The sequence below is a fragment of the Psychrobacter frigidicola genome (assembly GCF_007997305.1).
Taxonomy (GTDB): domain Bacteria; phylum Pseudomonadota; class Gammaproteobacteria; order Pseudomonadales; family Moraxellaceae; genus Psychrobacter; species Psychrobacter frigidicola.
On record NZ_VORZ01000002.1, the window covers coordinates 333,570 to 351,212 of the forward strand.

Below are 17,643 nucleotides of genomic sequence, written 5' to 3' on the forward strand. Positions count from 1 at the left end.
GTAGTCGAATAATGAGTATTATAAATATCGATATCATGCTGTATCGGTGTTTTTGTTTGTGATATTTACTTGAATAAGTCTGCCTATACCTTATAAAGGAAATTGATAAAAACACTTTTAGGGATGTTTGTATCAGCCATTTTTAATGGTTCTTTATAAACATCGTTTAATCAGCTTTTCACAACCAATATCTTATAAATAACGAAAGACAAGGCACACCATGGCACATGATACCTTATTTGAACCTATCAAAATGGGCACACAAACCTTAAAAAACCGCATTATTATGGCACCGCTGACTCGTCTACGGGCAGTTGAGCCAGGCGACGTTCCAACCGCGTTAGCAGGTGAATATTACGCGCAACGTGCGAGCGCAGGCTTAATTATCGCAGAAGCCACGCAAGTGTCTTTCCAAGCAAAAGGTTATGCTGGTGCGCCGGGCGTTCATACCCAAGATCAGATGACGGCTTGGAAAGTGATTGTCAATAATGTGCATTCTAAAGGTGGCAAAATCGTACTGCAACTTTGGCATACCGGTCTGGTTGCGCATAAAAGTGTACAGCCTGATGGCAAAGCACCTATTTCCGCATCGGATGTTAATGTGGGTATCCGCACCACCTTGCGTGATAGTGACCATCAAGCGATTCGGGTTGATGCGACGACTCCGCGTCCGGCGACTATTGATGAAATCCAGCAAGTTGTTGCCGACTTCGCTCATGCAACCAAAAATGCTCATGAAGCAGGTTTTGACGGCATCGAGATTCATGGTGCACATGGCTATCTCTTACATCAATTCTGGGCGGAACATACCAACCAGCGTGAAGACGCGTATGGTGGCAGCCGCGATAATCGCGCACGCTTGATGCTAGAAGTTATCGATGCCTGCGTTGGCGCGTGGGATGCCGATCATGTGGGTATTCGAATCTCACCACTCGGCACTTTTAATAATGTAGAAGCCGGCTACCATGAAGACGAAAATATCTGGCTGATTGAGCAGATGAATAAACGCGGTATCATGTATCTACATTTATCTGAGCCGGATTGGGCAGGTGGCACGCCCTATAGCGACGATTTCCGTCAGCGTGTCCGTAAAGCTTTTGGTCAGCTGATTATTGCAGCCGGTGGTTATAGCGTCGAAAAAGCGGAACGAAATATTCGTGAAGGCTATATTGATGCGGTGGCCTTTGGCCGCGATTATATCGCCAATCCTGATTTGGCTGAGCGTATCCGCCAAGATGCCCCGCTTAATGAGCAGCATCCAGAGAGTTTTTATGGTGGCACTACCGTTGGTTACACTGACTATCCATTTATGAAAGAAGCGCAATAGTTAGTTATTCAAAAGTAGTGGTTTAAAATTGTGCATTTAAAAACAGTTGTTTAAAAATGACTGCTAAAGTACAAATAATACCTAACAAAAAAGCCACCTTACTATTAATAGTAAGGTGGCTTTTTATGGTGAGTCTTTTACAGTAAATGAAACGCAGTTAAACCACTTCACCGCAAACAAAACCGCTGGCCCATGCCCATTGAAAGTTATAACCACCCAGCCAGCCTGTGACATCGAGTACTTCCCCGATAAAATAGAGTCCATCTTGGTACTTACTTTGCATGGTCTTAGAGGACACTTCATCGGTTGTAACCCCGCCGCGCGTCACTTCAGCCGTACGATAGCCTTCGGTGCCAGAAGGTTTGAGCTGCCAGCCATTGATAGTTGCTCCAAGCGCGCTTAAGCGCTCATCCTTAATATTGGCCAATTCCGTATCTTTGATATCTTCCCAAAAAGTTGTTTGCAGCGCTGCCAATAACTTTTTGGGTAAGGCATTATCAGTATTCTCTGCCAGTACGGTGCGAATTAACTGCTTAGGATGCGACTGTTTATGTTCAAGCAGTAGCGCAGTGATGTCAGTATCAGGAAGCAGGTTGATTTCGATAGGCTCACCCGTTTGCCAATAGTTGGACAGCTGCAGCATAGCCGGGCCGGACAGACCGCGATGGGTAAATAATAACGGTAACTTAAATGAGGTACGCGTATTACTGGCAATTACCGGTAAGCTGATACCGGCCAATGCCCGCAGCAGCTCACCTGTTTTATCAGTAAAAGTGAACGGCACCAAACTGGGATCGATACTGGCTAGCGTGTGTCCAAATTGCTGTGCCAATTCATAGCCAAGGCCACTGGCACCCATCGTTGGGATAGACAGCCCACCAGTCGCGACCACCAGAGACTCACAGCTATAGTTAGTTTGCGTTGCTTTAATCTCGCTGGCGATGTCTTTTTTACTGAGCTTTTTGCAAGTTAATAACTGAAAGCGGGCGCTTTTACTATTTTCGTTATTTTCATCAACCTTAACTTGCTCAATTTGGGTATTAAGCCGCACTTGCACGCCAGCCGCCGCACATTCATCAAGCAACATAGTGACAATATCTTGTGCAGAGTCGTCACAGAATAGCTGCCCGTGTTCACGCTCATGATAGGCAATTTTGTGCTGCTCAACCATCCCAATAAACTCCCAACTTGGGTAGCGACTCAGGGCTGATTTACAAAAATGCTGATTGGCACTGATAAAATGCTCAGGTTCAACGAAATAATTGGTGAAGTTACAGCGTCCGCCACCTGACATCAGGATTTTTTTACCAACTTTATTAGCATGATCGAGTACCAGTACTTTGCGTCCACGGCGACCCGCAGTCAGCGCGCAGTAAAGCCCTGATGCGCCAGCGCCGATAATAATGACATCATAATGAGTGTTAGCGGGCTTAGTGCGCTGATTGTCCATTGCGGTTACTTCCATAGAGCGATAGGTTTAAAAATAGGGTAATAAGGTAAATAATATGTTTAAAAACCACATTTAAAACAGGGTTCGAAACAAGATATTTAGAGTGGTTATTGTCCATATTTAATCGAGAGTTACAAGGCTTAATTACTAAGCCATTTAAAATAGTTGGCATACCAGCCATTACTAATAAACTGACCCTACTTTGTACTGATTGGCGACTGTACATATGCCACTTGAAATTGTTGCGATTAGCCGTTGATGTCTTGCATCAGTTGCCCTTATTTGTCAAACTGAAGTTGGCACGTCATTCATTATGGAAGATGACCTCACATTACCTGTCACAATCCCCATTATTTTGGTTTGATAGTTGGCATTAGAATAACGGGTATCAAGACAACGGATATCAAAACCCTTATTATTAAGAGTGTTGTTGTTAAAACACTATTCGCCAGATAATGGATATCAAAACTAGCATTAATAAGATAAATTGCGTAAGTAATAATAATTAAAAAAGGAACACGACCATGACTCAAAAATCATTCCCCATTGCGGCTGAATTTGTCGCCGCTGCCAATACCTCAGCCGAGCAATATGTGCGTAATTATACTCAGTCTGTTGCCGCTCCTGAAGACAATAACGCATTTTGGGCAGCACGTGCTGAACAAATTGACTGGATAACCAAGCCGACTATTATTAGCAATGTTAATTATAATTTAGATAACTTTCAGATTAAATGGTTCGAAGATGGTGAGCTAAATATTTCGGTCAACTGTCTTGACCGCCACTTAACAACCAATCCCTATAAGCCTGCTATTATTTGGGAAGGGGATCATCCCTCACTCCATAAAATTATATCATTCAAAGAGCTGCATTCAGAGGTTTGCCGACTTGGTAATGCCATGCGCAAACTGGGGATCAAAAAAGGCGATCGCGTGTCCCTTTATATGCCGATGATACCGGAAGCCATGATGGCAATGCTGGCCTGTACTCGTATTGGTGCCGTACATTCCGTGGTATTTGGTGGCTTTTCTGCAGAAAGTTTAGGCAATCGCATCATTGATAGCCAATCTAAATTGGTCATTACAGCGGATGAAGGGTTGCGCGGCAATAAGCGCACCCCACTCAAGGCAAACGTCGACCGTGCGCTGGATATGGAAGGCACCGAGAGTGTCAAAAATGTCATCGTAGTGCATCGCACCGGCAACTCAGTACCGATGAGCGGTCGCCGTGATATTTGGTATCATACTTTAGTTGAAGGGGAAAGTGAGCAGTGTGAGCCTGAAGTCATGAATGCTGAAGATCCACTGTTCTTATTATATACCTCCGGCTCAACGGGTAAGCCTAAAGGTGTGCTACACACCACAGGCGGTTATATTACCTACGCGCTATCAACTTTCCGTGATGTCTTCGATGTCAAAGAAGATGATATTTACTGGTGTACGGCTGACGTTGGCTGGGTAACTGGCCATACGTATGCCACTTATGCGCCTCTTGCCAATGGCACGACGACGGTCATGTTCGAGGGTGTACCAGAATATCCAACATGGGCGCGGGTCGGGCACATTATCGATAAGCACAATATCAGTATTTTATATACCGCACCTACCGCTATTCGGGCAATGATGAAAGAAGGCGATGCCTTTGTGCGCGAGTCTGACCGCTCAAGTCTGCGATTGCTCGGTACAGTCGGTGAGCCGATTAATCCAGAAGCATGGGATTGGTACTATAGTGTCGTTGGTAGCGGGCATTGCCCCATTGTCGATACGTGGTGGCAGACAGAAACGGGTGGTATATTACTAGCCCCCATTCCGGGAACGGTGGCGATGAAACCAGGTGCCGCGATGAATCCCTTATACGGTATTAAGCCACAAGTTATGGATACCGATGGCACGGCACTTATTGGTCCTGCGCACGGTAACCTTGCGATTAGTAACAGCTGGCCGGGGCAAATGCGTACCATTTATAATGACCATCAGCGCTTTTTAGAGACTTATTTCAGCACCTATCCGGGGTATTACTTCACTGGTGATGGCGTGCAGCGTGATGAAGATGGTCACTACTGGATAACCGGACGCGTTGATGACGTGCTCAATGTCTCAGGGCATAGGCTGGGTACGGCGGAAATCGAAAGTGCCGTCGATTCTCATCCCTCCACCGTCGAAGCAGCGGTGGTGGGCATGCCCCATTCAATTCGCGGCGAAGGCATCTGTGCGTTTATTATTCTGAAAGCAGGCGAGGTGCCAAGTGAGCAACTAAAAGCAGAACTGAATCGCCACGTGCGAAATGAGATTGGGCCTATTGCTAATTTAGATGCGATTTATATCGTCGATGTGTTACCTAAAACGCGCTCCGGCAAAATTATGCGCCGCATCTTACGTAAGCTTGCTGCTGGACAATATGTTGGGTTGGGCGACTTGTCTACCTTAGCTGATAGTTCAGTGATTAATAAACTCATAGAGGTGGTTAAAGCGGAACGTAAAATTTGCTGAGGCTATTTTGTTAATACAAATCTATTAATAAAAGGCAACTAAAACAAGTTTACTAATAAAAAGCTGATAATCATGCACCTATTAATATGAACCGTTTAACAGAAGCCATGCTGTAATGAACAGCATGGCTTTTTAGTATCGTTTTTTTACTGTAAATTATTTCTACTGATTTTTCCTACTATTCCTTTCTACTTATTGCTCAATTTTTAACAAGGTTTCTTGTCATTATGACTGATCATTCTCTATCCCAAGCTGATAACGGTGTAACTATTAAATATGACCACACCATTCCAAAAATAGTACCAAAGATAGCGATTATCGGTGGCGGTTTAACGGGTTTATTTACAGCCACCTTATTAGAGCGCGCATTTAGTCAGCAAGTAAGTAAAGCAGGCATGCCGCAGATTACGATCTTTGAAAAATCACGTAGCGTCGGCCGTTTAGCAACTCGTTATCGTACTGATACGCAGACCAATAAAAACTGGCAATGGGCCTTTGGCGCGCAGTTTTTTACGGCTAAGACGGACAGCTTTTCGCAGTTTATTAAGCCGTGGTTAGATACTGGCTTACTACAGCCGTGGTGTGCTGAAGTGGTTGAATTAACGCCAGCTAATGACAACCAACAGCCGCTCAATATTCAGCAAAAAGAGCAGTGGGATACGGTTCACGCTCGCTATATCAGTACCCCAAAAATGACCAGTTGGGGACGCGTATTGGCGGATGAGTTACGCTTTACTACTGTAAAATTTCGAACTCGTGTTGCGCCCCTTATTAAAAAGCAAAACAATAACTTGCAGGATGACTCTACCGATAATAAAACCGAACTGTTCGATGACAGTGGGGCAAGTTTAGGCGGCTTTGATTGGGTCATTTGTACCGCACCAAATGGGCAAGCCGTAGAGCTAATGGCAGGTAGCGGTTTTACGAAACAAGCAAAAACTAGTAAACCGCAAATGCAAGCTTGTTATACTTTAATGCTTGGTTGGGATGACATTGAACATCAGCCTGAGACTTTAAACAATACAGCCGCGTTAATATGGGATGTGGCTTACGTGAATGACTCGCCACTCGATAGAATATTTATTGAACAGCATAAACCGGCACATGGCGACCTATTACCTAGTGTGACCATCCATGCACGTAATGACTGGTCACAAGCGCATGTCGATGAGGATGTGCAAGAAGTACAAGCACAATTATTAGCAGCAGCGCAGCAAGCACTTAATTGGAATAGCGACACGGCACCGAGCCAAATAGACTGTCATCGCTGGCGTTATGCCGCAACGATTGTTAATACTGATGACAAAGATAACTTCAAAGAATCAGGCATATTAGTGGATAACACTCATCAATGGATTGTCAGTGGCGATTGGTGTGGGCAAGGTAATATTGAAAGTTGTTATTTGATGGCAGTAGAGACAGTTGCTGCGATAAATGAGGTTAGTAATAAATAAGTCAAGTGAGCTAATGATATCAAACATCCTACCAGCAGTATCATGGTGGCATAGAGGACGAACATTGCTCAGTTATGTTCTTCATATAAACTTACTTTATAACCTATCGTTATCTTAGTCTGAGCCCATATTATTCTAATGTATAACTGGCAGAGTCGTAGAGGCGAAGGCGCCTAAGAGGCTAATTAATATAGTAAGACCAAAGGCTAACCAATAACGGCTAAAGTCCTTTTTATCTTGTATGCTCAACTTATTTTTATTGGATAAATAATAAATAATTTGGGCAATAGGTGAAAAAAGAAAGCCTAATATACCCAGTAAAATAGACTGCCGAACCATAATGAGTGACGTCCGTATCCAGTACCAAAACATCATCATATAAACGCATACCAGTACTATTAGTATTGCTATTATCACTAGATTGCCCATTATCGCGCCCTGCTTATCGCCAATTAACAAGGAAGTAGTATAGCGAAATTAACAGACAAAAAAAGGCCCACATAGGAGGAAACTGTGGGCTGAGGAAAACAGGTTATTTGGTTAAACATAAATTTTATTATTGATTAGTCTTTGTTCTTACTTATAGAGATAAGGTTAATAGCTGATAATTCAATGATTTTTAATACTTGCTTACAAATATCCGTGTACAAGTGTTTTTTCTTATGTACACCATAGCCGAAACTAAAATTTTCAAATTAACTTAGTTACATGACATTACGTTTATCGAAGTTTTAATACATTGTCACATTTTGAAAAATATTTGGATATTCATTAAATAGGCTTAAAAGCCTTGCTGTATGTCGCTTTAATATTAATTGAACAGATGAAGTTATTACTTTTAGTAAGGGCTTTAGAGCTAAACTGTTTATCTTATAGTTTGAACTGATAATTAGGAATATACAGAGTGGGCATGACGGCACGCCTTAAAAATGCTAAGCTAGCAGCCATCCTTACGTCTATCTTAAACTGGGTTAGCCATGACCGAGAGTACACCTCTGCACACGCCACCGCTGCAAAATAATAGAAGCATTTTTAATTTACCGAACAATCTCACTATTGCGCGTATCTTAATGATTCCGCTATTTGTGGCAATTGCTTACTGGCCGCCAGCAATGGGCATTAATATGCCTGCTATTCCAGACAATGTCATTGCGCGAGTAGGAATGAGTGAGTTTAGCGATAGTTTGGTGCGGCATTTATTGTTGACTGGCATATTTATTATTGCGGCTATCACCGATTGGCTGGATGGCTATTTTGCGCGCAAGCTGAATGTAATGTCTGCCTTTGGCCGATTTTTGGATCCAGTCGCTGACAAGCTTATGGTGGCAGCCGCGCTTATTATCTTAGTACAATGGCATCCGAATATTATCATGTCGATTGCTGCGATTGTGATTATCTCGCGTGAGATTGCCGTGTCTGCACTGCGTGAATGGATGGCAGAACTCGGCAATCGCACCAGTGTGGCGGTCTCTTATGTGGGTAAATTAAAGACCGCTTTTCAAATGATTGCTATTACGGTGCTGTTGTTGAACTGGGAGTCACTTGAAGTGATTGGCTATGTGTTGATGATGGCAGCAGTGATTTTAACCCTGTGGTCGATGTTTATTTATCTTAAAGCGGCATGGCCTTATCTTAAACAAAGCGGCTAGCTTTCTAAGCGTGTTATTACGAATTTAATAGTGATAAAAAAACGCTAGTAGTGTCAAGCTACTAGCGTTTTTTATCAATAATTTTGCTATTGCATCAGTCTGTTATTAAACTTTTGTCAGATATACTAAAATATTGTCGGACATGCTAAAACATTAAATATTAGCGCAGGCTTATAACGTTATTGAAAAATTTTCACCCAGACTGTCACCAACGGCGGTGTCCGTTACCGCAGCCGCAGTTATTTTAAATACGTTGGCAAATGCATTACCGTTTGCCCAATATTCTGCGCCATGAGGGACGACTTTTATCAACTGAACTTTTGGATCCTCTTTGCCATGCTCAAAATAAGCGTTGTAGATAGTCGACCACAACTCTTCTAATTTGTCTTTATCCTCGACTAATTCAGCTTTACCAGTAATAGACAGGTAATCTTTATTATCTTGAGTAGCATAAGCAAGGTTTATTTCTGGATTTTTCTTAATATTCTCAACAGTATCAGAGGGTTTATGACCAATAAACCAAATCTCTTTAGCCCCAATGCTGGTTTCAGTCGTATTCATTGGGCAAGAATGCAGATGATCTTCACTGGTTCTTGTGGTCATCATGGTATATTTAATATCTTTTACTAACGCTTGGATCTTATCCATCTGTTCTTGCTTACTCATAATGCTTATCCCTGTCGTTATGAATGTTTAAAATAATATACTGTCTTCATTATAGTTATTCATTAAAGCTATCAAATCATGCTTAATAAGCCACTATTCTCATATCTTATGAAAATAGTGGTTTTATAAATAATACTTTTTATAAATGGTGACCTTATAAAGACACTGAGAATACATCGCCCATGTTTTCAGCCGTTTTACCTTCTTGTACTGCAGCGGCTGCCATCTTGAACATGTTCACTGTAGAGCTGCCACTGATCCAGCACTCTGCACCATGAGGGACGACTTTAATCAGCTGAACTTTTGGATCGTCTTTACCTTGCTCAAAAAAGGCGTTGTCGATTGGTGACCACAGCTCATCGAGCTTGTCTTTATCGGTTGATAGTTCTGCATTACCACTGATAGACACGTAATTCTTCGCATCTTGCGTGGCATAAGATAGACCTACTTTTGGATTGTCTTCAAGATCTTTGACTACATCTGACGTTTTATCACCGATAAACCAAATCTCTTTGGCGCCAAGGCTAGTTTCAGTCGTGGTCATTGGCCAAGCATGCACATCGCCTTTCTTATTAACCGTACTCATCATCGCAAATTTAACATCTTTGATAACGTCTTGAATCTTATCGATATGGTCTTGTCTACTCATGAGGCTTATCCTTAATTTGTTATAATAATCGAATAAAAACGATCTAAAGTTATTTAAATTTGAGAAACTATTCTTAATAAATGAGTTGTGCTTTTAAAACTGTAGCGTTGTACCTTTATAATTGTAACTTTGAAACTGCATCTAGAATAGCGAGGTTTACTAACGCAGTTATATAGGTTAGCCGTAAACCCATGTGAGCTTTTGTAAGCACTACGACAGTTAGGTAAAACGGGCAGTGGTCTTGTACTGCTATACTACAATCGTGTTTATTAGGTAGTAAACAGAAAGATATTATAAAATCAAAGAGGATGTTAGGTAGATAAACCATGAATTTATCGCGGTTTATACCTGCTTATTAGAGGTCTTCTTGTTATAATGTGCCCACCCTTTTCGTTACATGGCAGTGATGCCGCTCTTTGCCCATCCTATGGAATATGCCTTTATGATGACCATCGCCGGACAACCATTTTTGACCGATTTTCAGACGCAGCAACTCATCAGTCAGTTTCAGCAAAAAACCAATCTAAACATTACCCAAATTAGCACCCAACAAGTCTATGTGTTGTCACGGGAACTTGACGGTAATGAGCATAAAAAGGCGTTAGACCTACTTGCTGTTGACAGTGCGACGGTACTTGCAGCCCCCCAAGATAATCAATTACAAGTGATCGTTGGCCCGCGTTTTGGTACGATTTCGCCATGGGCCAGTAAAGCGACGGATATTTTTAATAACTGTGAGATTGTGATTAAGCGTGTTGAGCGCGTGATTGTTTATACTTTAACGGTTGATGGCGAAGTGAGTAACAGTCAGCTGAGTGAAAAACTACCTAAAGCCGCTGAGCAATTATTATTTGACCGTATGACCCAGAGCTTGGTCTATGATTTGAGTGAAACCAGCAAGTTATTTGATGATGAGCAGCCAGCATCGCTTAATCATATCGATGTGATTGGTGCAGGTCGTGAAGCTCTAGAATCAGCCAATACAGAATTTGGTTTTGCTTTATCTAGTGAAGATATAGACTATTTAATGAATGCCTATGTTGATGAGCTACAGCGCAATCCGACTGACGTTGAGCTGATGATGTTTGCGCAGGCCAATTCTGAGCATTGCCGTCATAAAATCTTTAATGCTAAGTGGACGATTGATGGCGAAGTGCAGTCTAAATCATTGTTCCAAATGATTAAAAATACCTATAAAACCAATCCACAAGGCATTTTGTCGGCTTATAAAGACAATGCGGCGGTAATGGAAGGGTCAGAAGGTTGGCGCTTTTATCCAGTTCCTGAAGATGCGATGGATGCCAATTCAGCCCATCCTTACGATTTCCATCAAGAAGAAATCGATATCTTAATGAAAGTCGAAACTCATAATCACCCAACGGCGATTGCGCCTTATGCGGGTGCAGCGACTGGTGCGGGTGGTGAGATTCGTGATGAAGGTGCAACTGGTCGTGGCGGTAAACCAAAAGCAGGCTTAACTGGTTTTCATGTGTCGCATTTGCATATTCCTGAGCTAGCAGAGAAGTGGGAACAGTCCGGTCAGGTGAGCACGAAAGACTACGGTACGCCTGATCGTATGGCAACCAGTCTTGAGATTATGCTTGAGGCACCATTAGGCAGTGCCAACTTCTCTAATGAGTTTGGTCGTCCCAATCTATGCGGTTATTTCCGTAGTTTCCAATTGGATACCTCAGCGGCAAAAGACGGCAGCGAAATGCGCGGCTATCATAAACCAATCATGCTTGCCGGTGGTTATGGCAATATCAAACGTAACTTAATAGAAAAAAATAGCATTCAGCAAGGTGATTTACTCATCGTCCTTGGTGGTCCTGCGATGCAAATTGGATTGGGTGGCGGTGCGGCATCTTCTGTCGATAGTGGCTCATTAGATGAAGGCTTAGACTTTGCGTCGGTTCAGCGTGATAACGCGGAAATGGAACGTCGCTGTCAAGAAGTGATGGATCGTTGCTGGGCGTTGGCTGGTAATGATGTTGATGCGAGCAACAATGGTAAAGATGGCAATCCAATCGTCTCTCTACATGATGTGGGCGCAGGCGGTTTATCAAATGCGATGCCAGAATTGGTCAATGACCATGAAATGGGTGCGCATCTAAACTTGCGTAAGGTTCCTTCGTTAGAAGCTGGTATGTCACCAATGGCAATTTGGTCGAATGAAGCACAAGAGCGTTATGTGTTAGCGATTCATCCTGAAAGCGAAGCCCAGTTCGATGCAATTTGTGCCCGTGAGCGTTGCCCGTATGCCATCTTAGGTACGGCGACTGATGTCCGTCAGTTGATTGTCGATGATGAATTGTTAGCAGAACAGCCAGTTGATATGCCGATGCAGGTGTTGCTTGGTGGTACGCCGCAGATGAAGCGTAGCTTTAGCCGTTCTGAGCGCACCTTGCCAGCGTTGGAACTTGACGAGGTTAATTTAGCTGAATCTATTACTGACGTTTTACGCCATCCTACCGTTGCTAGCAAGTCGTTCCTAATTAGCATTGGTGACCGTTCTATTGGCGGTATGGTGGTGCGTGACCAGTATGTTGGTCGCTATCAAGTGCCGGTTGCAGATTGTGCGGTAACGGCATCTGGCTTGCTCAATCTTGATGGTCAACCGATGAGCGGTGAAGCCATGAGTGTCGGTGAACGTACACCGGTCGCCTTGATTAGCCCAACCGCTTCTGCACGCATGGCCGTCGGTGAAGCAATTACCAACATTGCTGGCGCACGTATTGCGCAGTTATCAGATATTACGATGTCAGCAAACTGGATGGCGGCTTGCGGTGACGACGCGGAAGATGAAGCATTGTTCGATGCGGTTCATGCGATTGGCGAAGAGCTGTGCCCTGCGCTAGGTATCGCTATTCCAGTGGGTAAAGACTCGCTATCGATGCGTGCCAATTGGACGGACAGTAATGTTAAAAGCGATGCCAACAACTCTGAGCAGGGTGCGCAAGACAAATCCATCGTCTCGCCAATGAGCTTGGTCATCACTGCTTTTGCGCCAGTGGTTGATGTGGCACAAACGCTAACCCCTGAATTGATTAATGGCGATAGCGCGTTTTACCGGATTGACTTATCTAAGGGTAAATTGCGTTTAGGCGGTTCAATCTTGGCGCAAACGCTGAGCCAATTGGGTAATGACTGCCCAGACTTAACGCATCCGAGCGACTTGGTTGATTTCTTTAACTTTATCCAAGCCGGTAACGCGCAAGAGGTTATCAGTGCCTATCACGATATCGGTGATGGCGGCTTGCTTGCCACTATCGCTGAGATGCAATTTACCAGTCGCCAAGGTATCAAGCTGTCATTGACCGATGATAACTTATTAGGTCAATTGTTCAGTGAAGAGTTAGGCGCGGTCATCCAAGTTATGCCAGAAGACGTGCCAGCCTTGATGCAATTGGCAGAAGAGTTTAACGTTAGTGATATGCTCAGCCTAGTCGGTCAAAGTATAGAGGAAGAGAGTTTAATTATCCAAACCCCAACGCTCATGGGCGATAAAACCTTAAGCTTTAGCCGTGGTAAATTACAGCAGGAGTGGAGTCAGGTCAGCTATCAAATCGCTCGTCGCCGTGACAATCCTGCTTGCGTACAACAAGAGTATGATTTGATTACCGATAGCAGCTATCAAGGTCTAATTGCCACGCCAAACTTTGATTTGAGCCAAGCGATTGAAGCGCCTTATCTGAATAGTCGCGCCAATAAACCCAAAGTCGCTATCTTACGTGAACAAGGCGTCAATGGTCAGCTAGAGATGGCAGCAGGCTTTACTCAAGCGGGCTTTGAAGCGGTAGACGTGCACATGAGCGACTTGCTCAAAGGTCGTATTAATCTACGTGACTTCGAAGGTTTAGTGACTTGTGGCGGCTTTAGCTACGGTGACGTATTGGGCGCAGGCTCGGGCTGGGCGAACTCTATCTTATTCCATGACGACTTGCGCATGCAGTTTGTGCGCTTCTTCTCGCGTCCTGAAACCTTTACCCTTGGCGTCTGTAACGGCTGTCAGATGATGGCGCAGTTGAAAGACTTAATCCCAGGAGCCGAGAACTTTCCACGCTTTATCGCGAATAAATCGGCTCGCTTTGAAGCGCGTACCGTCAACGTAAAAGTTGAGCGCACCAAGTCGATATTATTCAAAGGTATGCAAGACAGTATCTTACCGATTGCAGTTGCGCACGGTGAAGGCTTTGCGACGCTTAATGCCACCGAGATTGACGGTATGGCCAAACACGGTCAGCTTGCCATGCGTTTTGTCGATAGCCAAGGTCAGCCCACTGAGACGTATCCGCTTAATCCAAACGGTTCGGTCGGCGGTGTCACCGGTCTATGTAGCACTGATGGTCGCGTCACGATTATGATGCCGCATCCTGAGCGTACGCTACGCGCGTACAATCACAGCTGGAAACCGGCTGCTTGGGATGAAGATGGCGCGTGGATGCGTATGTTCCGTAATGCGCGGGCTTGGGTTCGTTAAGGTAGTTTGAGTTATTGTAGATAATAAAAAAGGTGGGCTTAGGCTCACCTTTTTTGTGTTTGGAATAATTAGATCGTTGGCTTATGAAGTTTGTCTAGAAAAGTTAAGTCAATAGGTTGAAAATTCTTCCCTCACTCATAAGCTTCGTACCACCCGGGATTTACTAACTTTGAATTGTCGATTAAATAACTCTTCATTTCAGTATAGATTAAGTCTAAATCTCTATCACTATTAACTAGCTCTAGACATTGAATTATTTTTTCATTAGCTATCTCAATAATTATGTCATTGATTTTAGAGAAAGGTAAAACAATGAAAGGTTCAACTCCTTCTTTAAGAGATAAGCGAATTATATTTTCTATAATAGTTTTTGGTAAAAAGCTATATTGTGACCTAAATTCTTTCAAGCTAGAGATTCTTTCAAAAGCTATATTCTCTAGACCATCATGTCTATAAATATTATAAAAGCTCTTGAGTGAATTGACTATAAATGGTGAGTCATTTAAATCAATCTTCTTTATATTTAAAGATTCAATAGTAGGTTTTGAGTATAGAAAAAAATCAGAACTTTTACTTATATTTTCATCGGAAATATAATATCTGGAAAACCCCTCCTTTATTAAAATTTCTTGAAAATACTTATTCTTTAATAAATAACTAACCATGCTAGAATTGATAGTTAAAATATCATCTATTTTTGTTTTAGCTATTAATGAATCCAAGTCTAAGTCATCAAAGTCAGTATTAATAAAAGCATTACTTTTCAAAACATCTTTTAGTTTTTTATTTGTTTGGATTTTTATTTCTTTCCATTCATCCGCTTTATCTTGAAGTAATGTTAAATCAAGACTTGAATCTATTTCACCAAAACTTAGTAAAAAAGAAGTATGTATTTCGTTGTTATTGAACATTTCATCTATAAGATCAGTATCTCCATTTTTACTATTTTCCATGAAGTTTTTATAAACTTTACTTATCGTTTGGTATATGTATCTTCTATCTTTTATTTTTTCACGATTTAAGCTTACTGCCTTAGAGGCATTTATATTGTATATATCAAAGGTTACGGATATATTGTTCATGCTAAATATTGTAGGTAATAAAGACGATCCAATTCTATATGAAAAAGGTTCTATATACTGACCTCTAAACTTTATTCTTGAATCTTTTCTTGAAGTTGAACATAATGTAATATCTTCATCAAAACGAATACTCATTGCGGAATTATTTTTTCTATCCCAGTAGTAAATAGGTTTGTTATTTTCGTTTTTAGTTGTACATGTATTTAATATCTCCAGTTTCTCTGAATTCATAATATTTACTAGAGGGTTTTCTACTATATATTTTACTTTCATCAATCTTATTAAGTGATTTAAATCTTGGATTTTAATTCCATTAAATCTTGCAAGGTTTTCTAAGATAACATAACTATGGTTGTCAGTAATATTCTTTTGTATGGATTTTATTTTTGTTATTTTTTCTAAAACAATTATATTTGTTCCATAGTTACCTAAATCACTAATTTTTTTTATAAAGCAATACCCATTTCTACCAGATAAAGGTGAACTCAATTCAATTTTTAAACTCTCGTGAGTCAGACGACTTTTAGTAAATATAGTGATCTTCTGCTGTTTTGCGGGTAAGTCTTTCATAAGTAGGAAAGCACTGTGTAAGCCTATGCCAAACTCTCCTGATGGTCGCATCCACTCAGGCATTTGGTGAACTATTTTTTGCTTTTCTTTATTGTTTTTTGAACCAGCTATTTTTTGCATATATTCAAGGTCTGTGCGCGAGATACCAACACCGTTATCCTCAATACTAAACTCCCATAACGTTGAATCCTCATCATCAGCGACCTTTTTACAATCTAACGTTATAGGGTAGTCTGCAAATAAGCTTTGAGTATCTTTGTCATACGGATTACCATTTTTAGGTAACTTTCTTGAACTATGATTTTGTCCGTGCTCCAACCAAACACGAATCATAGTTGCATCAATAGCATTTTGAATCAGCTCTCGATAGATGCTCATATCGTCTTTGTATAGGTTGTTACCTTGCAATAATTCAATAGCACTGCGCTCGTCCAATGAGAATTTCATTGGCTTACCATCCAATAATATCTTTGAATCATCCATCTCCACATCAAGCTTATTGATAGTTGGGAGCAGACCAAAATCACGATGAGGAACGATGTTTTTCCACTGTGACATCTGGTTTTGAATTTCTTCTTTTATCCAATCAAACCAATTTCGGCATTCAATATATGCCATTTCAGTACTACAAATTGCTGTTACGCTGACAGTCTCATTGTCTAGCTGAAACTCACGAATGGCTTGATGCTTATGTTTATGAGTTTCACTAAACGACGGCATATTACTAACTTGTCTTGCCATGATAGGGCAAAAGCGGTTGTCATCAATATCAAATAAATCACCTAATCGTAGCAAGCAAGCGACAAATCGGGGATGACAATTCTCAGTACCCATTCCCGTTTGCCGAAAAGGTAAATCATTCATGACATAATCAAATCCAAGTCCATGTGCCCAGCATATTTGACCAAGATAACGATAGATACGCTTGGGGAGGAGTTCAGTGCGGGGAGAACTAATACCAAGTTTTTCAAATGGATCTATGACCACTGAATTTGAGTTTTTGGCATGACCTCGGCGATACTACTCAGCAACCATCTGGCGATATTTTTCAACGCCCGTATGTGGGTCTGAATGATTGACGAGCGCCTTATTCCATCCATCCTCATGCCACACTTTAGCAAATTCATGTAAATCTTGCGTATTGTCATTAGCAAGATTTTCGACATACTCTTTGAATTTTTCGTCATTAACCACGGATTGTACTTCATCGGCATTGAATAGCATCCCGATATCATGCCAATAAGCTGCTTCTAATATTAGCCATGTGTCTGTCGCTGTTAGCTTCTCAATATTATTACCGAGCAGACGCTCAATATTAACTAGTATTTGCTGTGAATGAGATTCATTGTGGCTACTAAAGTGTGGATAATAACTACCCACATTTTCAAGCGATTTACCGACGAGCTTTTGATCAAAGTTCCACTGCGACATTAATATCGCTGTATTGCTATCTTCTTCGGTCTTTCTTTTTAAATGTTTGATTAATCCTGCGCTCATGGTGAATCCTTTTTTGTGTATTTAGCTTAATATTTTAGTTTTACTCTATACCGTTGCACTTTCTATTCAACGGTATACGCATGACTAATACACACTTTAGCATCCTCATTTAAAGTATGTTTTCACACAACTATTCATCATCTGAACGCTCTTTACCTTTTTCTGCGCTTCAGCGATCAACTCATGTATCTTCGCACTTTCTTTTAATACACAAGCGTCATACGCAGAGAGCGGCTCGGATTCTTTTTCTTGCTCTTGTTTGGCTTTTTCTTCTAAATACTTCTCAAGATCGTCTTGCTCATTTGGTTGTGAGTGACTCATAGTTGATTC

At 41.7% G+C, this 17,643-nt stretch carries 10 protein-coding genes and 1 pseudogene; 5 read left to right on the forward strand and 6 right to left on the reverse strand.

Features of this window, described 5'->3' with window-relative positions:
* Positions 1-220 precede the first annotated feature (220 nt).
* A complete protein-coding gene (gene nemA, locus ES754_RS08025) occupies positions 221-1,327 on the forward strand; it encodes an alkene reductase (RefSeq protein WP_147223663.1) in 1,107 nt (368 codons plus the stop codon).
* A gap of 157 nt (positions 1,328-1,484) precedes the next feature.
* On the opposite strand, the gene ES754_RS08030 is transcribed toward nemA, so the two are convergent.
* A complete protein-coding gene (locus ES754_RS08030; protein WP_227677884.1) occupies positions 1,485-2,792 on the reverse strand; it encodes a BaiN/RdsA family NAD(P)/FAD-dependent oxidoreductase in 1,308 nt (435 codons plus the stop codon).
* A gap of 509 nt (positions 2,793-3,301) precedes the next feature.
* Between ES754_RS08030 and acs the strand changes: the two genes are divergently transcribed.
* The 3 genes from acs to pgsA all read left to right on the forward strand — a co-directional run bounded on the left by acs (position 3,302) and on the right by pgsA (position 8,369).
* The gene (gene acs / locus ES754_RS08035) at positions 3,302-5,266 is read left to right on the forward strand and encodes an acetate--CoA ligase (RefSeq protein WP_147223665.1); all 1,965 of its coding nucleotides are present in this window, start codon (positions 3,302-3,304) and stop codon (positions 5,264-5,266) included.
* Between the two features lie 227 nt (positions 5,267-5,493).
* Positions 5,494-6,720: an NAD(P)/FAD-dependent oxidoreductase gene (locus ES754_RS08040; RefSeq protein ID WP_147223666.1), complete on the forward strand. Its 1,227-nt coding sequence runs from the start codon at positions 5,494-5,496 to the stop codon at positions 6,718-6,720.
* Between the two features lie 977 nt (positions 6,721-7,697).
* Positions 7,698-8,369, forward strand: a complete 672-nt coding sequence (pgsA, locus tag ES754_RS08045) for a CDP-diacylglycerol--glycerol-3-phosphate 3-phosphatidyltransferase (RefSeq protein ID WP_147223667.1) — start codon at positions 7,698-7,700, stop codon at positions 8,367-8,369.
* Between the two features lie 171 nt (positions 8,370-8,540).
* Here the strand turns inward: pgsA and ES754_RS08050 are convergent, their stop codons facing one another.
* Both ES754_RS08050 and ES754_RS08055 read right to left on the reverse strand, forming a co-directional pair.
* On the reverse strand, positions 8,541-9,035 hold the full coding sequence (locus ES754_RS08050) for a pyridoxamine 5'-phosphate oxidase family protein (protein ID WP_147223668.1): 495 nt from the start codon (positions 9,033-9,035) through the stop codon (positions 8,541-8,543).
* 154 nt (positions 9,036-9,189) lie between these two features.
* Positions 9,190-9,684, reverse strand: a complete 495-nt coding sequence (locus tag ES754_RS08055) for a pyridoxamine 5'-phosphate oxidase family protein (RefSeq protein ID WP_147223669.1) — start codon at positions 9,682-9,684, stop codon at positions 9,190-9,192.
* Positions 9,685-10,126: 442 nt separating this feature from the next.
* Here ES754_RS08055 and purL point away from each other — a divergent pair, with 442 nt between their 5' ends.
* Positions 10,127-14,164, forward strand: a complete 4,038-nt coding sequence (purL, locus tag ES754_RS08060; protein ID WP_147223670.1) for a phosphoribosylformylglycinamidine synthase — start codon at positions 10,127-10,129, stop codon at positions 14,162-14,164.
* A gap of 131 nt (positions 14,165-14,295) precedes the next feature.
* Here the strand turns inward: purL and ES754_RS08065 are convergent, their stop codons facing one another.
* The 3 genes and pseudogenes from ES754_RS08065 to ES754_RS08070 form a co-directional block, all read right to left on the reverse strand.
* A complete protein-coding gene (locus tag ES754_RS08065) occupies positions 14,296-16,374 on the reverse strand; it encodes an ATP-binding protein (RefSeq protein ID WP_420825355.1) in 2,079 nt (692 codons plus the stop codon).
* 15 nt (positions 16,375-16,389) lie between these two features.
* Positions 16,390-17,313 (reverse strand): annotated as a pseudogene (locus ES754_RS12500) (HD domain-containing protein); the annotation flags it as partial.
* 105 nt (positions 17,314-17,418) lie between these two features.
* A complete protein-coding gene (locus ES754_RS08070; protein WP_147223671.1) occupies positions 17,419-17,634 on the reverse strand; it encodes a hypothetical protein in 216 nt (71 codons plus the stop codon).
* Positions 17,635-17,643 lie beyond the last annotated feature (9 nt).